At 61.1% G+C, this 13,134-nt stretch carries 12 protein-coding genes and 2 riboswitches; of the genes, 6 read left to right on the forward strand and 6 right to left on the reverse strand.

Going from position 1 to position 13,134, the window contains the following annotated elements:
• Positions 1-452: 452 nt before the first annotated feature.
• Positions 453-1,037, forward strand: coding sequence for a Fe-S biogenesis protein NfuA (gene nfuA / locus EAH78_RS29895; RefSeq protein ID WP_140671688.1), 585 nt, complete (start codon positions 453-455; stop codon positions 1,035-1,037).
• Positions 1,038-1,207: 170 nt separating this feature from the next.
• Here nfuA and cobM read toward each other — a convergent pair whose 3' ends face one another.
• The 4 genes from cobM to EAH78_RS29915 all read right to left on the reverse strand — a co-directional run bounded on the left by cobM (position 1,208) and on the right by EAH78_RS29915 (position 3,356).
• On the reverse strand, positions 1,208-1,954 hold the full coding sequence (gene cobM, locus EAH78_RS29900; RefSeq protein WP_140671690.1) for a precorrin-4 C(11)-methyltransferase: 747 nt from the start codon (positions 1,952-1,954) through the stop codon (positions 1,208-1,210).
• Between the two features lie 81 nt (positions 1,955-2,035).
• Positions 2,036-2,449, reverse strand: a complete 414-nt coding sequence (locus tag EAH78_RS29905) for a cobalamin biosynthesis protein (RefSeq protein ID WP_140671692.1) — start codon at positions 2,447-2,449, stop codon at positions 2,036-2,038.
• Positions 2,446-3,153, reverse strand: coding sequence for a CbtA family protein (locus tag EAH78_RS29910; RefSeq protein WP_140671694.1), 708 nt, complete (start codon positions 3,151-3,153; stop codon positions 2,446-2,448). The genes EAH78_RS29905 and EAH78_RS29910 overlap by 4 nt, the downstream gene beginning before the upstream one ends.
• 11 nt (positions 3,154-3,164) lie before the next feature.
• Positions 3,165-3,356 (reverse strand): CbtB domain-containing protein, encoded by a 192-nt coding sequence (locus EAH78_RS29915; RefSeq protein ID WP_140671696.1) that lies wholly within the window; start codon positions 3,354-3,356, stop codon positions 3,165-3,167.
• Positions 3,357-3,476: 120 nt separating this feature from the next.
• Positions 3,477-3,704, reverse strand: a riboswitch (cobalamin riboswitch).
• 195 nt (positions 3,705-3,899) lie between these two features.
• Positions 3,900-4,111, forward strand: a riboswitch (cobalamin riboswitch).
• Between the two features lie 102 nt (positions 4,112-4,213).
• On the opposite strand from EAH78_RS29915, the gene cobW reads away from it, so the two are divergent.
• From cobW to EAH78_RS29935, 4 genes are all read left to right on the forward strand, one after another.
• Complete coding sequence (gene cobW, locus EAH78_RS29920; protein WP_140671699.1) at positions 4,214-5,275, forward strand: cobalamin biosynthesis protein CobW; 1,062 nt, start codon at positions 4,214-4,216, stop codon at positions 5,273-5,275.
• Positions 5,276-5,278: 3 nt separating this feature from the next.
• Positions 5,279-9,127 (forward strand): cobaltochelatase subunit CobN, encoded by a 3,849-nt coding sequence (gene cobN, locus EAH78_RS29925; RefSeq protein ID WP_140671701.1) that lies wholly within the window; start codon positions 5,279-5,281, stop codon positions 9,125-9,127.
• An 80-nt stretch (positions 9,128-9,207) separates the two neighbouring features.
• The gene (locus EAH78_RS29930) at positions 9,208-10,206 is read left to right on the forward strand and encodes an ATP-binding protein (protein ID WP_140671704.1); all 999 of its coding nucleotides are present in this window, start codon (positions 9,208-9,210) and stop codon (positions 10,204-10,206) included.
• Positions 10,207-10,325: 119 nt separating this feature from the next.
• The gene (locus EAH78_RS29935; protein WP_170219190.1) at positions 10,326-10,871 is read left to right on the forward strand and encodes a vWA domain-containing protein; all 546 of its coding nucleotides are present in this window, start codon (positions 10,326-10,328) and stop codon (positions 10,869-10,871) included.
• 118 nt (positions 10,872-10,989) lie between these two features.
• Here EAH78_RS29935 and EAH78_RS29940 read toward each other — a convergent pair whose 3' ends face one another.
• Complete coding sequence (locus EAH78_RS29940) at positions 10,990-12,213, reverse strand: NADH:flavin oxidoreductase/NADH oxidase family protein (protein ID WP_140671709.1); 1,224 nt, start codon at positions 12,211-12,213, stop codon at positions 10,990-10,992.
• 77 nt (positions 12,214-12,290) lie between these two features.
• Between EAH78_RS29940 and EAH78_RS29945 the strand changes: the two genes are divergently transcribed.
• Positions 12,291-12,701, forward strand: coding sequence for a MerR family transcriptional regulator (locus EAH78_RS29945; RefSeq protein ID WP_140671712.1), 411 nt, complete (start codon positions 12,291-12,293; stop codon positions 12,699-12,701).
• Here EAH78_RS29945 and EAH78_RS29950 read toward each other — a convergent pair.
• Positions 12,692-12,949, reverse strand: coding sequence for a DUF2790 domain-containing protein (locus EAH78_RS29950; RefSeq protein ID WP_140671714.1), 258 nt, complete (start codon positions 12,947-12,949; stop codon positions 12,692-12,694). The two genes, EAH78_RS29945 and EAH78_RS29950, sit on opposite strands and share 10 nt — an antisense overlap.
• Positions 12,950-13,134: the final 185 nt, after the last annotated feature.

The raw sequence follows: 13,134 nt of genomic DNA on the forward strand, positions 1-13,134 counted from the left end.
CTTGCGGATTGATCCGGATTTCAAGGTTGTCTTTAGAAACGTCGATGCCTGCGCAGGAAAACATAGCCAAACCCTCTTACACTCAAAGGTGAGAGCGCTCTGGCTGGGCTCCACGCTTGTAACTGTTCGAGGTAGGCTCGTTCAACTGTTCGGGCTCAATAACCAGAGTGGAGGGGTGAATGGCAGCGTGGGCTCCCACACGTGCTTTAAGCACTCCGGGCGTTCAGCTTGCCACTCACCGCTCTCATCACCAGTCTAATTCCTGCGCAAGACACAAGCGGGCTTGCTCGCGAAGGGGGCGTCACATTCAGCAAATATGTTGATTGATCTGACGCCTTCGCGAGCAAGCCCGCTCCCACAAGGGATCAGTGTTTCTTTCCCGACAAAAATACTAGGACTTTGTGCGGCGCGTTGATTGGCGTAAACTGCGCCCAAGCCTGCGAGGAGTTTCCATGACCGCTATAACCATTACCGACGCCGCCCACGATTACCTGGCTGACCTGCTCTCCAAGCAGAACACCCCGGGTATCGGCATCCGCGTCTTTATCACCCAGCCTGGCACCCAGTACGCCGAAACCTGCATTGCCTACTGCAAGCCGGGCGAAGAAAAACCTGAAGACACGGCGCTGGGGCTCAAAAGCTTCACCGCTTACATCGACTCGTTCAGCGAAGCCTTCCTGGACGACGCGGTAGTCGACTACGCCACCGACCGCATGGGCGGCCAGCTGACCATCAGGGCGCCCAACGCCAAAGTACCGATGGTCAACGCCGACAGCCCGGTCAACGAGCGCATCAACTACTACCTGCAAACCGAGATCAACCCGGGGCTGGCGAGCCACGGCGGTCAGGTCAGCCTGATCGATGTGGTCGAAGACGGCATTGCCGTGCTGAAGTTCGGTGGTGGTTGCCAGGGCTGCGGCCAGGCAGACGTGACCCTGAGGGAAGGCATCGAGCGCACGTTGCTTGAGCGCATTCCTGAGCTCAAGGGAGTACGTGACGTGACTGACCACACGCAGAAAGAAAACGCCTACTACTAAGGTGTTCGCTGCGAAATGAAAAAACGGCACCCGTGAGTGCCGTTTTTTTATGGGTGAAATTCACCGGCCTCTTCGCGAGCAAGCCCGCTCCCACATTTGATCTTTGTCGTACACAGCATGTGTATTCGCAGGGGATTCAATGTGGGAGCGGGCTTGCTCGCGAAGAGGCCCTATGGGCGATAGAGATGCGCATGCCCCGCGCGATATAGCGAAGACTCACTAAATTGATCACTCCCCAACACCCGTCCCACCAGAATCAACGCCGTGCGCCGAAACCCTTTGGCTTCAACCTTCCCGGCAATATCCTCAATCGTCCCCACCACCCAATCCTGATCCGGCCACGTCGCCCGGTGAATCACCGCAATCGGACAGTCCGCGCCGTAATGCGGCAGCAGTTCAGCAAGGATTTTCTCCAGATGATTCACACCCAAATGAATGGCCATGGTCGCCCCATGCTGCGCCAGGCTGCCCAGTTCTTCGCCCGCCGGCATGGCGGTTTTGTCGGCGTAGCGGGTCAAAATCACGCTCTGTGAAATGTCCGGCAAGGTCAGCTCCGCGCCTAAAAGCGCCGCACACGCCGCCGTCGCCGTAACGCCCGGAATGATTTCAAACGGAATATCCAACTCGCGCAGGTAGCGAATCTGCTCGCCAATCGCGCCATACAGACTCGGATCACCAGAGTGCACCCGCGCCACGTCCTGGCCGTTTGCGTGAGCGTTTTTGATCAGATCTATGATCTGTTCCAGGTGCAATTCGGCGCTGTTGACCACCTGATCGGCGCGATGGCCTTCCAACACGGCTGCCGGCACTAGGGAGCCGGCATAGATGATCACAGGGCAGGTGCGAATCAATCGCTGGCCTTTGACCGTGATCAGTTCCGGGTCGCCGGGACCTGCGCCAATGAAGTAGACGGTCATCGTCGTTTCCTGTGAAAAAAGGGGCTGGGCAACACTTCAGATGAAGATTGCTCATGATCGAAAGCGCGATTATCGGGGATTTTACGCAGCGCCGGCCAACGCCAGAGTTGCTTGCGCATATTTTTGTCGGGGGATCAGTAGTTTTGCCGGCGCCTGAGCCAGCTGTTCGGCGAGTGCCAGGGCGGCACTTTCCGCGACGCCGTAGCAACCGGTGCGTTCAAACGCGATCTGCGAATGATGGCTGAGTCTGGGGGAATATCCGGCCAATTGTTCACTGTTGAAGAACATCAACGGCAGTGCGAGTTGTTCCGCGAGTTCAATCAGGCCAGGCTCATCGCGCTTCAGGTCAATGCTGGCGAGTGCCGTTATTTCGTGAAGCCCTATTTGATGAGCCTGCAATGCCTGATCAAGCAATGCCCGCAGCGTGCTGGCGGGGCAGCCGCGTTGGCAGCCCAGGCCGACCACTAGCGTCGGCGCCGTGCTGGCATCGGTCATGCGGGGTATTGGCCATCGCTTTTGCGGCGGAACAACCAGGCACTGATCAGGCCCAAGGCCAGCCAGAACGCCACGTTGGTCAGCTGCGAAGCGATTTTGAATTGAGCTTCCAGGGCTTCCGGTGCAAGCATCGAATGCACTTCCGGTTGTGGTGCGCCGATCACGTGCGGAACGGCCAGAATTGCCACGCCCAGCACTTTCATCAGCCAGTGATGGCTGAACACGATCAGCGCGATCCCGACGGCGGTGGAAGCAGCGGTGCCGATCCACCAGATCTGCCGTTGCGCCAGATCCGCCGCAACGGTGCCCGGCAGTTCAGGTGGCAGGCCCAGGGTCGGTGCGAGGACAAACGTCGCATAACCGGCCAGACCCCACAGCAGGCCTTGAGCGGTGCTGTTGGGGGCACGCAGGGTGTAGAGACCGGCGAGCATCAGGGCGAAACCAACGGCCACCACCAGATTGCCGCCAGTGGTCGACAGCACGCGCTGCCAGCCGTCTTGCGGCTCCCAGGCTTCGGGGTCGTGGGTGTGTGCGGCCATGGCGCCGCCGGTGTGTTCATGGGGTTGAACCACCGCCGGCTCGGCCTTTTCGTAGGTTTCCGCCTGCAGAATCAGCGGTGCGACCCAGAAGCTTTGCAGCAGGGTCAGCAGCAGGGCGGCCAGTAGCCCGGTGAACCCTGCGGTTTGCGCAATACGCTTGATCATGTCGTCAACTCTCAATGGCACGGGAACGCAGAGCTGTGACGGGTATCGTGCGCGGCGTTGTGCACTGCTTCGATGTGCGAGAAACCGGCGAAATACACAAGGCTAGCACCCAGGATCGACGCGCAGATGGCGGCGGTCAGGCGTTGAGTCAGGGTAGAAGTGGTGCTGGACGTTGTGTGGCCGGTGCTGCTGATGATCGACATGGCGCATCCCTCTGGTCTGTCAGCGGGTGAATAGAGCGCATGGAAAACCCCTGCGAGCCGGGCACGCAGGCGTTCAAACAGCGCCCGCCCACCGCGGGTTTGTTGTTCAGTGATCGAAACGGTCACTTTGTGTTGCGGGCCGGTCTCCGGGCTCACGAGGGGCGTTGGCTTTCGCCTTGGCCTGCAAGCATCACCTTCCCATGCCGAACTGCTGGCACAGTGGATTTGATGCTTCGCTCGCTTACCGTTGCGGGGGCAGCACCGGACTGACATGGCCTTGAGTAAAGCACATGATTCACCGGTTTCCCGTTTCACCCTGTGAAGGGCACCCGTAACAAAGTGCGTAGGAGAGCATGGGCGGGGGATTCGCGTCAATTGGCAAGGGTTCTCAACTTGGGACCGAGGCGCTCCTTTCGCGAGCAAGCCCGCTCCCACATTTGACCGAGTTCCTTCAGAGGCATGCGGTCGAATGTGGGAGCGGGCTTGCTCGCGAAGGGCGCGCCGCCAATGTCATGTGAACATTGACCCGCCCCAGCGCGATGCGTAGCCTTGCGCTTTCGAGGTTCTTCGGCGTTTGCCGAAGCTAAGAAGGGAACGCGGTCAATGCCGCGGCTGCCCCCGCAACTGTGAACGGTGATGTTCGTTGCCACGCCACTGCAAACCCTGTCCAACGGGTTCGCGGGAAGGCGCAGCGAATGCCAATCTGTATTTGGCACACCGTCAGCCAGGAGACCTGCCTCGACACAGATTCTGACTTTCAACCGGGCGGGGTGATCCGGTGGCGAACTCTTCAGGCACGCGCCTCCGCGTTGCCCGTTGTCGTCCCGTATGCCCGCCACCTTGCCAAAGGGCATCCGATGAAAACACTGGCCAAACTCCCCGTCACCATCGTTACCGGCTTCCTCGGCTCGGGCAAAACCACCTTGCTGCGGCACATGCTTGACAACGCTCAGGGCCGTCGCATTGCGGTGATCGTCAACGAGTTCGGCGAGCTGGGCATCGACGGCGAAATTCTCAAGCAGTGCTCCATCGGCTGCACTGAAGAAGAAGCCAACGGCCGCGTCTACGAACTGGCCAACGGCTGCCTGTGCTGCACCGTCCAGGAAGAATTCTTCCCGGTGATGCGCGAACTGGTGGCCCGTCGCGGTGACCTCGATCACATCCTCATCGAAACCTCGGGCCTGGCCCTGCCCAAGCCGCTGGTCCAGGCCTTCCAATGGCCGGAAATCCGCAGCGCCTGCACCGTTGATGCGGTGATCACCGTGGTCGACAGCCCGGCCGTCGCTGCCGGCACCTTCGCTGCCTTCCCGGATCAAGTCGATGCCCAGCGCAAACTCGACCCGAACCTGGACCATGAATCGCCGCTGCACGAATTGTTCGCCGACCAACTGGCCAGCGCCGACCTGGTGATCCTCAACAAGGCCGACCTGATCAGCCCTGAAGACCTGGCCCGCGTGCGCCTCGAAGTCGCCGAAGAATTGCCGCCCGCGGTGAAAGTCATCGAAGCCAGCAGCGGTCGCGTGCCATTGGACGTGTTGATCGGCCTCGGCGCCGGTTCCGAAGAACACATCGACAGCCGTCACAGCCATCACGATCATCACCATGAAGGTGAAGATGATCACGACCACGACGCGTTCGACTCGATCTCCATCGAGCTGCCGCAAGCCGACGAAAGCCTGCTGATGGACGCGCTGACCCAACTGGTGGTCAAGCACGGCATCTTGCGCATCAAAGGTTTCGCCGCGATCCCGAACAAACCAATGCGTTTGCTGATCCAGGGCGTGGGCACGCGCTTCGACAAGCACTTCGACCGTCAGTGGGGCGCCGAAGAAGCGCGCACCACACGCCTGGTGCTGATCGGCCAGGAACTGGACGCCGTCCAGCTCGAAGCGCAATTGCGCGCCGCGCTCAGCGTTTAAGCCATGCACCTGCTCAGGACCCAGCCCGGCGGTTTCGTGTCGGATGACAACATCGCCGACCTTGGACAAACCCCCGCCGAGCTGGTGATCCTGTGCAGCGGCGATTCCAGCCTGGCGCTGCTCGCCGAAGCTGCGCAGCAACTGCCCGACGACTACCCGAGCGTGCGCCTGGCCAACCCGATGCAGGTGCAGAATCATGCTTCAGTCGATTTGTATGTCGATGAAGTGCTGCGCCACGCCAAGGTGATTTTGATCTCGCTGCACGGCGGTATCGCCTATTGGCGTTATGGCGTCGAGCGGTTGGTGCAATTGTCCGAACGGGGTGTGCAGCTGATTCTGGTGCCCGGCGATGATCGTCCGGACCCGGAACTCAGCGACCTCAGCACCGTCGAGGCCTGCGACCGTGATCGGCTCTGGCAGTTTCTGCGTCAGGGCGGCATGGGCAATGCCCTGGATTTTTTCCGCTGCCTCGCCACTCGCTGGCTGGACCGCGATTACGCTTGGGCCGAGCCGCAAGTCCTGCCGCGCACAGCGATTTACCACCCACAAAAAAGCCCCGCTGAACTGAGCGATTGGCAAGCCGACTGGCAAGCCGATCAACCGGTGGCGGCGGTGCTGTTTTACCGCTCGCATCTGCAGGCGGCCAATACTGCTTTCATCGACGTTTTCTGCCTGCGTTTGCAAGCGGCCGGGTTGAACCCTTTGCCGATTGCCGTGGCCAGTTTGAAAGAGCCCGGCTGCCTGACGGTGGTCGAGGATTGGCTGGATGAAGTCGAGGCGGGGGTGATTCTGAACACCACCGGTTTCGCCCAGTCCAGCCCCGAAGCGCCGCACCTGCGACCGTTTAGCCGCAATATTCCGGTGATCCAGGCGATTTGTGCCCAGGACAACGAACCCGGTTGGCGTGCCAGCGAGCAGGGTCTCGGCCCGCGCGACCTGGCAATGCACATCGCGTTGCCGGAGCTGGACGGGCGAATCATCAGCCGCCCGATCAGCTTCAAGGACCTGGCATGGCGCAGCGAGCGCAGTCAGTCCGATGTGGTGTGCTATCGCCCGCAACCGGAACGCATGGATTTCGTCGCCGAACTGGCGCGACGCTGGATCGATCTGGCGCGGGTGCCGAACGGCGAAAAACGCATCGCCCTGATTCTTGCCAACTACCCGACCCGCGATGGGCGGATCGGTAATGGTGTCGGCCTCGACACGCCAGCCGCTGCGTTGAACATCCTGCGTGCGCTGCATCAAGAAGGTTATCCGTTGCCGGCCGAGTTGCCGGACAGCGGCACCGCGTTGATCCAGCAATTGCTTGGCGGCGTCAGCAACGACCTCGATACCCTCGATCAGCGTCCGTGTCATCAAAGCCTCGCGCTCGAAGACTACCAGCGCATGTTCGACGCCTTGCCCGAGGCCAATCGCGAGGCCGTGCTTGAACGCTGGGGCACACCCGAAAACGATCCGATGTACCGTGGCGAACGGATGATGATTGCCGGTCTGCGCTTGGGCCTGACCTTCGTCGGCATTCAACCGGCGCGCGGCTATCAGGTGGACCCGAGCGCGGTCTATCACGACCCGGACCTGGTGCCACCCCACGGTTATCTGGCGTTCTACTTCTGGCTGCGCAACACCTATGGCGCCCACGGTGTGATCCACGTCGGCAAACACGGCAACCTCGAATGGCTGCCGGGCAAAGGCGTCGGGCTCTCGGAAAACTGCTGGCCGGATGCATTGCTGGGGCCGCTGCCGAACATCTATCCGTTTATCGTCAACGATCCGGGCGAGGGCGCGCAGGCCAAGCGTCGTACCCAAGCGGTGATCATCGACCACCTGATGCCGCCGCTGACCCGCGCTGAAACCTACGGGCCGCTGCGCAACCTCGAACTGCTTGCCGACGAATATTACGAAGCACAACTGCTCGATCCGCGTCGTGCCCGGGAATTGCAGCGCGACATCCTGCAACTGGTGCGCGACACGCACATCGATCGCGAGCTGCAACTCGACGAAAAACTCGACAGCGATGCCGATGCGGCGATCTGGTTACCGCGCCTGGACACGTATTTGTGCGACTTGAAGGAATCGCAGATTCGCGATGGCCTGCACATTTTTGGCGAGTCACCGACCGGGCGCTTGCGCATCGACACCTTGCTCGCGTTGCTGCGGATTCCTCGTGGCGATGGGCGGGGCGCGCAATCGAGTTTGCTGCGGGCGTTGGCGAAGGCGTTCGAGTTGGGGTTCGATCCGCTGGATTGCGCACTTGCTGATCCCTGGAACGGTCCGCGTCCCATTGAACTGCAAACTGTCAGTGACGAAGTCTGGCGCACCGCTGGTGATACCCGCGAACGCCTTGAGTTGTTCGCCACTCAGTTGATCCAGCTGACACTCAACGAACCTTGTGGGAGCGGGCTTGCTCGCGAATACGGTATATCAGCAACAGAAATGTTGGCTGGCACGACGCCTTCGCGAGCAAGCCCGCTCCCACAGGAACCGGTGTGGTCTGATGTAAATTCGATCATTGAAAACCTGCGCGAAGTCGTCGCCCCACGTCTTGACGCCTGCGGCCCAGCCGAAATGCGTGGCCTGCTCGACGCCCTGAACGGACGCTTCGTCCCCGCCGGCCCGAGCGGCGCACCGAGTCGCGGTCGTCTGGACGTGCTGCCGACCGGGCGCAACTTCTATTCGGTTGATGTGCGCAACCTGCCGACCACCACCGCGTGGCGCATCGGCTTCCAATCCGCCAACCTGATTCTCGAACGGCACCTGCAAGACCACGGCGATCACCTGCGCCAGCTCGGCCTGTCCGTCTGGGGCACCGCCACCATGCGCACCGGCGGCGACGACATCGCCCAAGCCATGGCGCTGATGGGCGTTCGTCCGGTCTGGGCCACGGGCAGTCAGCGGGTCGACGATTTCGAAATCCTGCCGCTGAGCCTGCTCGACCGCCCGCGCGTGGACGTGACCTTGCGTGTCTCCGGGTTCTTCCGTGATGCCTTCGCCAACCTGATCCGCCTGTTCGACGCCGCGGTGCAAGCGGTCGCGGCGCTGGATGAACCCGACGACCTCAACCCCTTGGCCGCCAAAGTGCGCGCCGAGCGTGAAACGCTGATGCAATCGGGTCTGGATGAAGACGCCGCGAGCCGTCAGGCTGGTTGGCGAATATTTGGTGCCAAACCCGGTGCGTATGGCGCCGGGGTGCAGGGCGCCATCGACGGGCGTCTGTGGCAAAGCCGTGACGACCTGGCCGAGGTTTACCTGAACTGGGGCGGCTATGCTTATGGCGGTTCCGACGAGGGCACCGCTGCCCGCGAACAATTCGCCCAACGCCTGAGTCAGGTGCAAGCGGTGCTGCAGAACCAGGACAATCGCGAGCACGACTTGCTCGATTCCAACGATTACTACCAGTTCCAGGGGGGCATGCTTGCTGCCGTGGAAAGCCTCAGCGGTGAAGCAGCGGCCAGTTACCACGGCGATCACAGTCAGCCGGATTTGCCGAAGATTCGTACCTTGAAGGAAGAACTGAACCGGGTGATCCGCTCCCGGGCGGCGAATCCAAAGTGGATCGACGGGGTCAAGCGTCACGGCTACAAAGGCGCGTTTGAACTGGCGGCGACGGTCGATAACCTGTTTGCGTTCGACGCCACCACGCAATTGATTGACGATCACCAGTACGCGTTGCTGGCCGACGCTTATTTGCTCGACCCGGCGACGCGCGAGTTCGTTCGCGAGCACAATCCGCACGCTTTGCGCGACATGACCGAACGGATGCTCGAAGCGCAGCAGCGGGGTATGTGGAAGGCGCCGGGCGAATACCGCGAGGCGCTGGAAAACCTGTTGCTGGATATAGAAGAAGATTCATGAGGGCATGATCGCTCCCACAGGTATGAGGTTTGCCTGTGAATTGCACTGATGCACTTACCGACCATGACTGAGTATTGAAGATGACCGACACCCCGCATTTCCCCTTATCCGCCGTGGTCGGCGCCGACGACTTGAAGCTTGCTCTGTACCTGACCGCCATCGATCCGAAAATCGGCGGCGTGCTGATCGAAGGCCCGCGCGGCATGGCCAAATCCACCTTGGCCCGGGGCCTCGCGGACCTGCTGGCCAGCGGTCAATTCGTCACCTTGCCGCTGGGCGCCACCGAAGAACGACTGGTCGGCACCCTCGACCTCGATGCCGCACTGAGCGACGGTCGCGCGCAATTCTCACCCGGCGTCCTGGCCAAGGCTGACGGCGGCGTGCTCTATGTCGATGAAGTCAACCTGCTGCCCGATCACCTTGTGGACCTGTTGCTCGACGTCGCTGCCAGCGGCACTAACCTGATCGAACGCGACGGTATTTCCCATCGGCATTCGGCGAAGTTTGTGCTGATCGGCACCATGAACCCGGAAGAGGGCGAGTTGCGTCCACAATTGCTCGACCGCTTCGGCCTGAACGTCGCGCTCAGCGGTCACACAGCACCGACCGAACGAGGCCAGATCATCCGTCGGCGCCTGGATTTCGACAGCGATCCGCAGCGCTTTTGCGCGCAGTGGGAACACCAGCAGCAGTCGCTGCGCGAACAGTGCGAGAAGGCCCGTAGCGTGCTGGCGAGTATCCCCCTCGACGATCAGGCTTTGGCACTGATCACCGAGCGCTGCTTTGCCGCCGGCGTCGATGGCTTGCGTGCTGACCTGGTCTGGTTACGCGCCGCTCGCGCCCATGCTGCATGGCGCGGTGCAAACACGATCAGCGAGGATGATATCGACGCCGTTGCCGAGTTCGCCTTGCGCCATCGCCGCCGCGAGCAATCACCGCCAGCGCCGCAGCATAGTCAGTCGCCATCCCCACAAAATTCCGCCCCGAGCGAAGGCCAGGGCCAATGGGGTGAAATGCCCGCCCAGTCGCTGCCGGTCGGCGCTCGCCGTGAAGTGCCGAGCTGGCCAAAAAAGCCCTAGGCATTCGCCCTCGATCTGACGCGGGGGCGAATGCCAGACCCCGCGCCGGACGGCTGGACAACGGCAAGCAAGGCAAGCGTCACGCCGCTCGCAGCGGCTCGATCAACTGGCCCGGCACCTTGCTCAACGGCCGGCCTCGTCAGCGCAGTGATGTGCTATTCCATCTGCGCACGCGCTCTGCCCACGAACTGTGGCTGGTGATCGTCGATGCCTCCGCCTCGACCCGCCGTCATCAGGCGTTGAGCGATGCCAAAGGTTTACTGGCGCAGCTATTCGACGATGCCTACCGCCAGCGTGCGCGATTGGCGCTAATGACGGCCAGCGGCAACGTGCCGAAATGGCAGGTGCAAGGCTTGAAAGCGTCCAGCGGTTTGCGGACCTGGCTGGATGGATTGGGCGCAAGCGGTGGCACGCCGGTGTTGGCGGCGCTGGGTGAGGCGGGGCGATGGTTGGCGGCTCGACAGAAGCGCTTTCCGGCGGAGCAGCAGCGTGTGTTGTTGCTGACCGATGGTCGGTTGAAGGAGTGGTCGAGTCTGCCGGTTCTGGACTGTCCCGGGCTGCTGATAGATATCGAACGCGGGCCGATTCGATTGGGGCGGGCGAAGCAGATGGCCGCAGAGTTACAAGCGGATTATCGGCACATTGATGAGCTGGTTTCTGGTTGAATTATTGGTTGCCTGTGCTGACCCCTTCGCGAGCAAGCCCGCTCCCACAGTAGATCTTCAGTGATCACAAAACCTGAGGGAGCGAGCTTGCTCGCGATGGGCGCAACTCGGTCTACGTTTATTTACCCATCGCATGACGGTATTGCCGAGTACGCCTGCCAATGTACAACTGGTCGAGAATCAACGCCCACACCGCTGACACCTGTGGACGAGGCTTGCGCCCGCGGCTCAATCGATGCAGCTGGAACTTCACCACCGCCATGGTCGCCAATGCGGCCAAGGGTTTGCGTTTCCACAGAATCGGCGGCAGTTGCGGATGGCTGTTGCGACCTTCGCGCCAGTGTTTGACCAACTGCGGTTCAACCGCCAGCGCCGTGCCGATGCCGGCCATGGCGATGCCGCTGTCGAGCACCTGTTCGACGATGGCCAGGCGCCGAATGCCGCCCGTCACCATCACCGGCATGCTTGCGACGCTGGCGAGTTCACCGGCCATTTCCAGAAAGTAGGCTTCCCGAGCCAATGTGCGGCCGTCGCGGGCTTCGCCTTGCATGGCCGGGGCTTCATAGCTGCCGCCGGAGAGTTCGAGCAGGTCGATGTGTTGCTCGTTGAGCCACTGAATCACCTGGCGAGCATCGTCGGCGTCAAAACCACCACGCTGGAAGTCGGCGGAGTTGAGTTTCACCGCCACGCAAAACTGCGGCGAGACGGCACTGCGAACGGCGCTGACGACTTCCAGTAACAAACGCGCGCGGTTCTCCAGTGATCCGCCCCAACCGTCGGTGCGGCGATTGGTCAACGGCGACAGGAACTGGCTGATCAGGTAACCGTGGGCCGCATGAATCTGCACGCCGGTGAAGCCGGCCTTTTCCGCTAGGGCCGCGCTGGTGGCGAAGCGGGTGATCACCTCGGCGATATTGGCCTCGGACATCGGTTTCGGCTCGGCGAACATCTTCGAAAACCCTCCGAGGTCCAGCGCCACGGCCGACGGCGCCCAGGCTTGTTGACCGAGGTTTGCCATGGTCTGGCGACCGGGATGATTGAGCTGCATCCAGAACTGCCCACCACCGGATCGGCCAATAGTCGCCCACTGACGAAAGCGTTCCAGATCGCGTTCGTCTTCCAGCACCACGCCGCCGGGGCCGGTCATGGCGCGGCGATCGATCATCACATTGCCGGTCAGCAACAGGCCCGCTTCGCCCTCGGCCCAGGCCTGATACAGCTGAAACAATGCGCCTGACGGTGCTTGCCCGGTGTCGGCGAGATTTTCTTCCATGGCGGCTTTGGCAATACGATTGCCAACGGTCTGGCCGTTGGGCAGATTCAACGCTTGGAAGGGCGACATGCTTGACTCCTCATCAGGAAAGAGCAGAGGCTAAGTTTAAAGTTAACTTTAATGTCAAGCAGGCAAATGAGGCCGAGATGAAGATTGGTGAATTGGCGCAGTTGAGCGGGTTGAATGCATCGCGCATTCGGTTTTACGAGTCTCAGGGTTTGATTCGTCAGGTAGAGCGTTCGGCCAACGGCTACCGGCGCTATCCCGCACAAGTCCTGCAAACGCTGATGATCATTCAGTGTGCGCAGCAAGCCGGGTTCAGCCTCGAAGAGCTCAAGTCGTTGTTACCGGACACGGTGACGGGCGAGTTCAAGCACGAAGAATTGTTGGCGGGTCTGGTGCGCAAGGTCGAGCAGATTGAAGCAATGCAACTTCACCTGGCGCAGAGCAAAGCGAAGTTGCTGGGAGTGATTGAAGGCATTCAGGCGCGACCCGAAGGGATAGCCTGTGAGGCGAATGCCGAGCGGGTGATGGCGTCGCTCAAGCATCAGTTCTGATCGATGCACGAATCACCGAACGCCTGATAGCGCAGGACGTGAGTGGCGCCCATCGTGTCGACGTAGGTCATCTCCCGTGGACCGATGCCGCAATAATCGCCGCTGGTGATGTTGACGACCTTGGCAATGTTCAGCGATTTCGAATAGCGGTAGTCCTCGACGTTCGAATGGCTGGCGGTGGCGACAGACGCGGCGGCTGCGGTGCCGCTCAGGGTAATCAGAAACAGCGCGGACAGGAGACTTTTCATGGCGGGGCTCTCGTGGTGGCTACTGAACGATTTCAGTGGCAGTACGACGAGCCCCGTCAGGGTTTATTCCAGGCTCAGGGGAAAGTTTTTTTGCGTTCGCATGCACGCAGGCCATGATGTACTTTTGCGTGTTGCAGCATCGCTGCCTACAAATCTTGAAATGATTTCGATTGTAGGATTTGTCG

The sequence above is a fragment of the Pseudomonas arsenicoxydans genome, from assembly GCF_006438915.1.
GTDB classification, from domain to species: Bacteria; Pseudomonadota; Gammaproteobacteria; order Pseudomonadales; family Pseudomonadaceae; genus Aquipseudomonas; species Aquipseudomonas arsenicoxydans_A.

What these genes read in the sequence shown, in the direction of transcription:
- nfuA (WP_140671688.1), top strand. Translation starts at nt 453, where the DNA reads ATGACCGCTATAACCATTACCGACGCCGCCCACGATTACCTGGCTGAC.
- cobM (WP_140671690.1), bottom strand. Translation starts at nt 1,954, where the DNA reads ATGACCGTCTACTTCATTGGCGCAGGTCCCGGCGACCCGGAACTGATC.
- EAH78_RS29905 (WP_140671692.1), bottom strand. Translation starts at nt 2,449, where the DNA reads ATGACCGATGCCAGCACGGCGCCGACGCTAGTGGTCGGCCTGGGCTGC.
- EAH78_RS29910 (WP_140671694.1), bottom strand. Translation starts at nt 3,153, where the DNA reads ATGATCAAGCGTATTGCGCAAACCGCAGGGTTCACCGGGCTACTGGCC.
- EAH78_RS29915 (WP_140671696.1), bottom strand. Translation starts at nt 3,356, where the DNA reads ATGTCGATCATCAGCAGCACCGGCCACACAACGTCCAGCACCACTTCT.
- cobW (WP_140671699.1), top strand. Translation starts at nt 4,214, where the DNA reads ATGAAAACACTGGCCAAACTCCCCGTCACCATCGTTACCGGCTTCCTC.
- cobN (WP_140671701.1), top strand. Translation starts at nt 5,279, where the DNA reads ATGCACCTGCTCAGGACCCAGCCCGGCGGTTTCGTGTCGGATGACAAC.
- EAH78_RS29930 (WP_140671704.1), top strand. Translation starts at nt 9,208, where the DNA reads ATGACCGACACCCCGCATTTCCCCTTATCCGCCGTGGTCGGCGCCGAC.
- EAH78_RS29940 (WP_140671709.1), bottom strand. Translation starts at nt 12,213, where the DNA reads ATGTCGCCCTTCCAAGCGTTGAATCTGCCCAACGGCCAGACCGTTGGC.
- EAH78_RS29945 (WP_140671712.1), top strand. Translation starts at nt 12,291, where the DNA reads ATGAAGATTGGTGAATTGGCGCAGTTGAGCGGGTTGAATGCATCGCGC.
- EAH78_RS29950 (WP_140671714.1), bottom strand. Translation starts at nt 12,949, where the DNA reads ATGAAAAGTCTCCTGTCCGCGCTGTTTCTGATTACCCTGAGCGGCACC.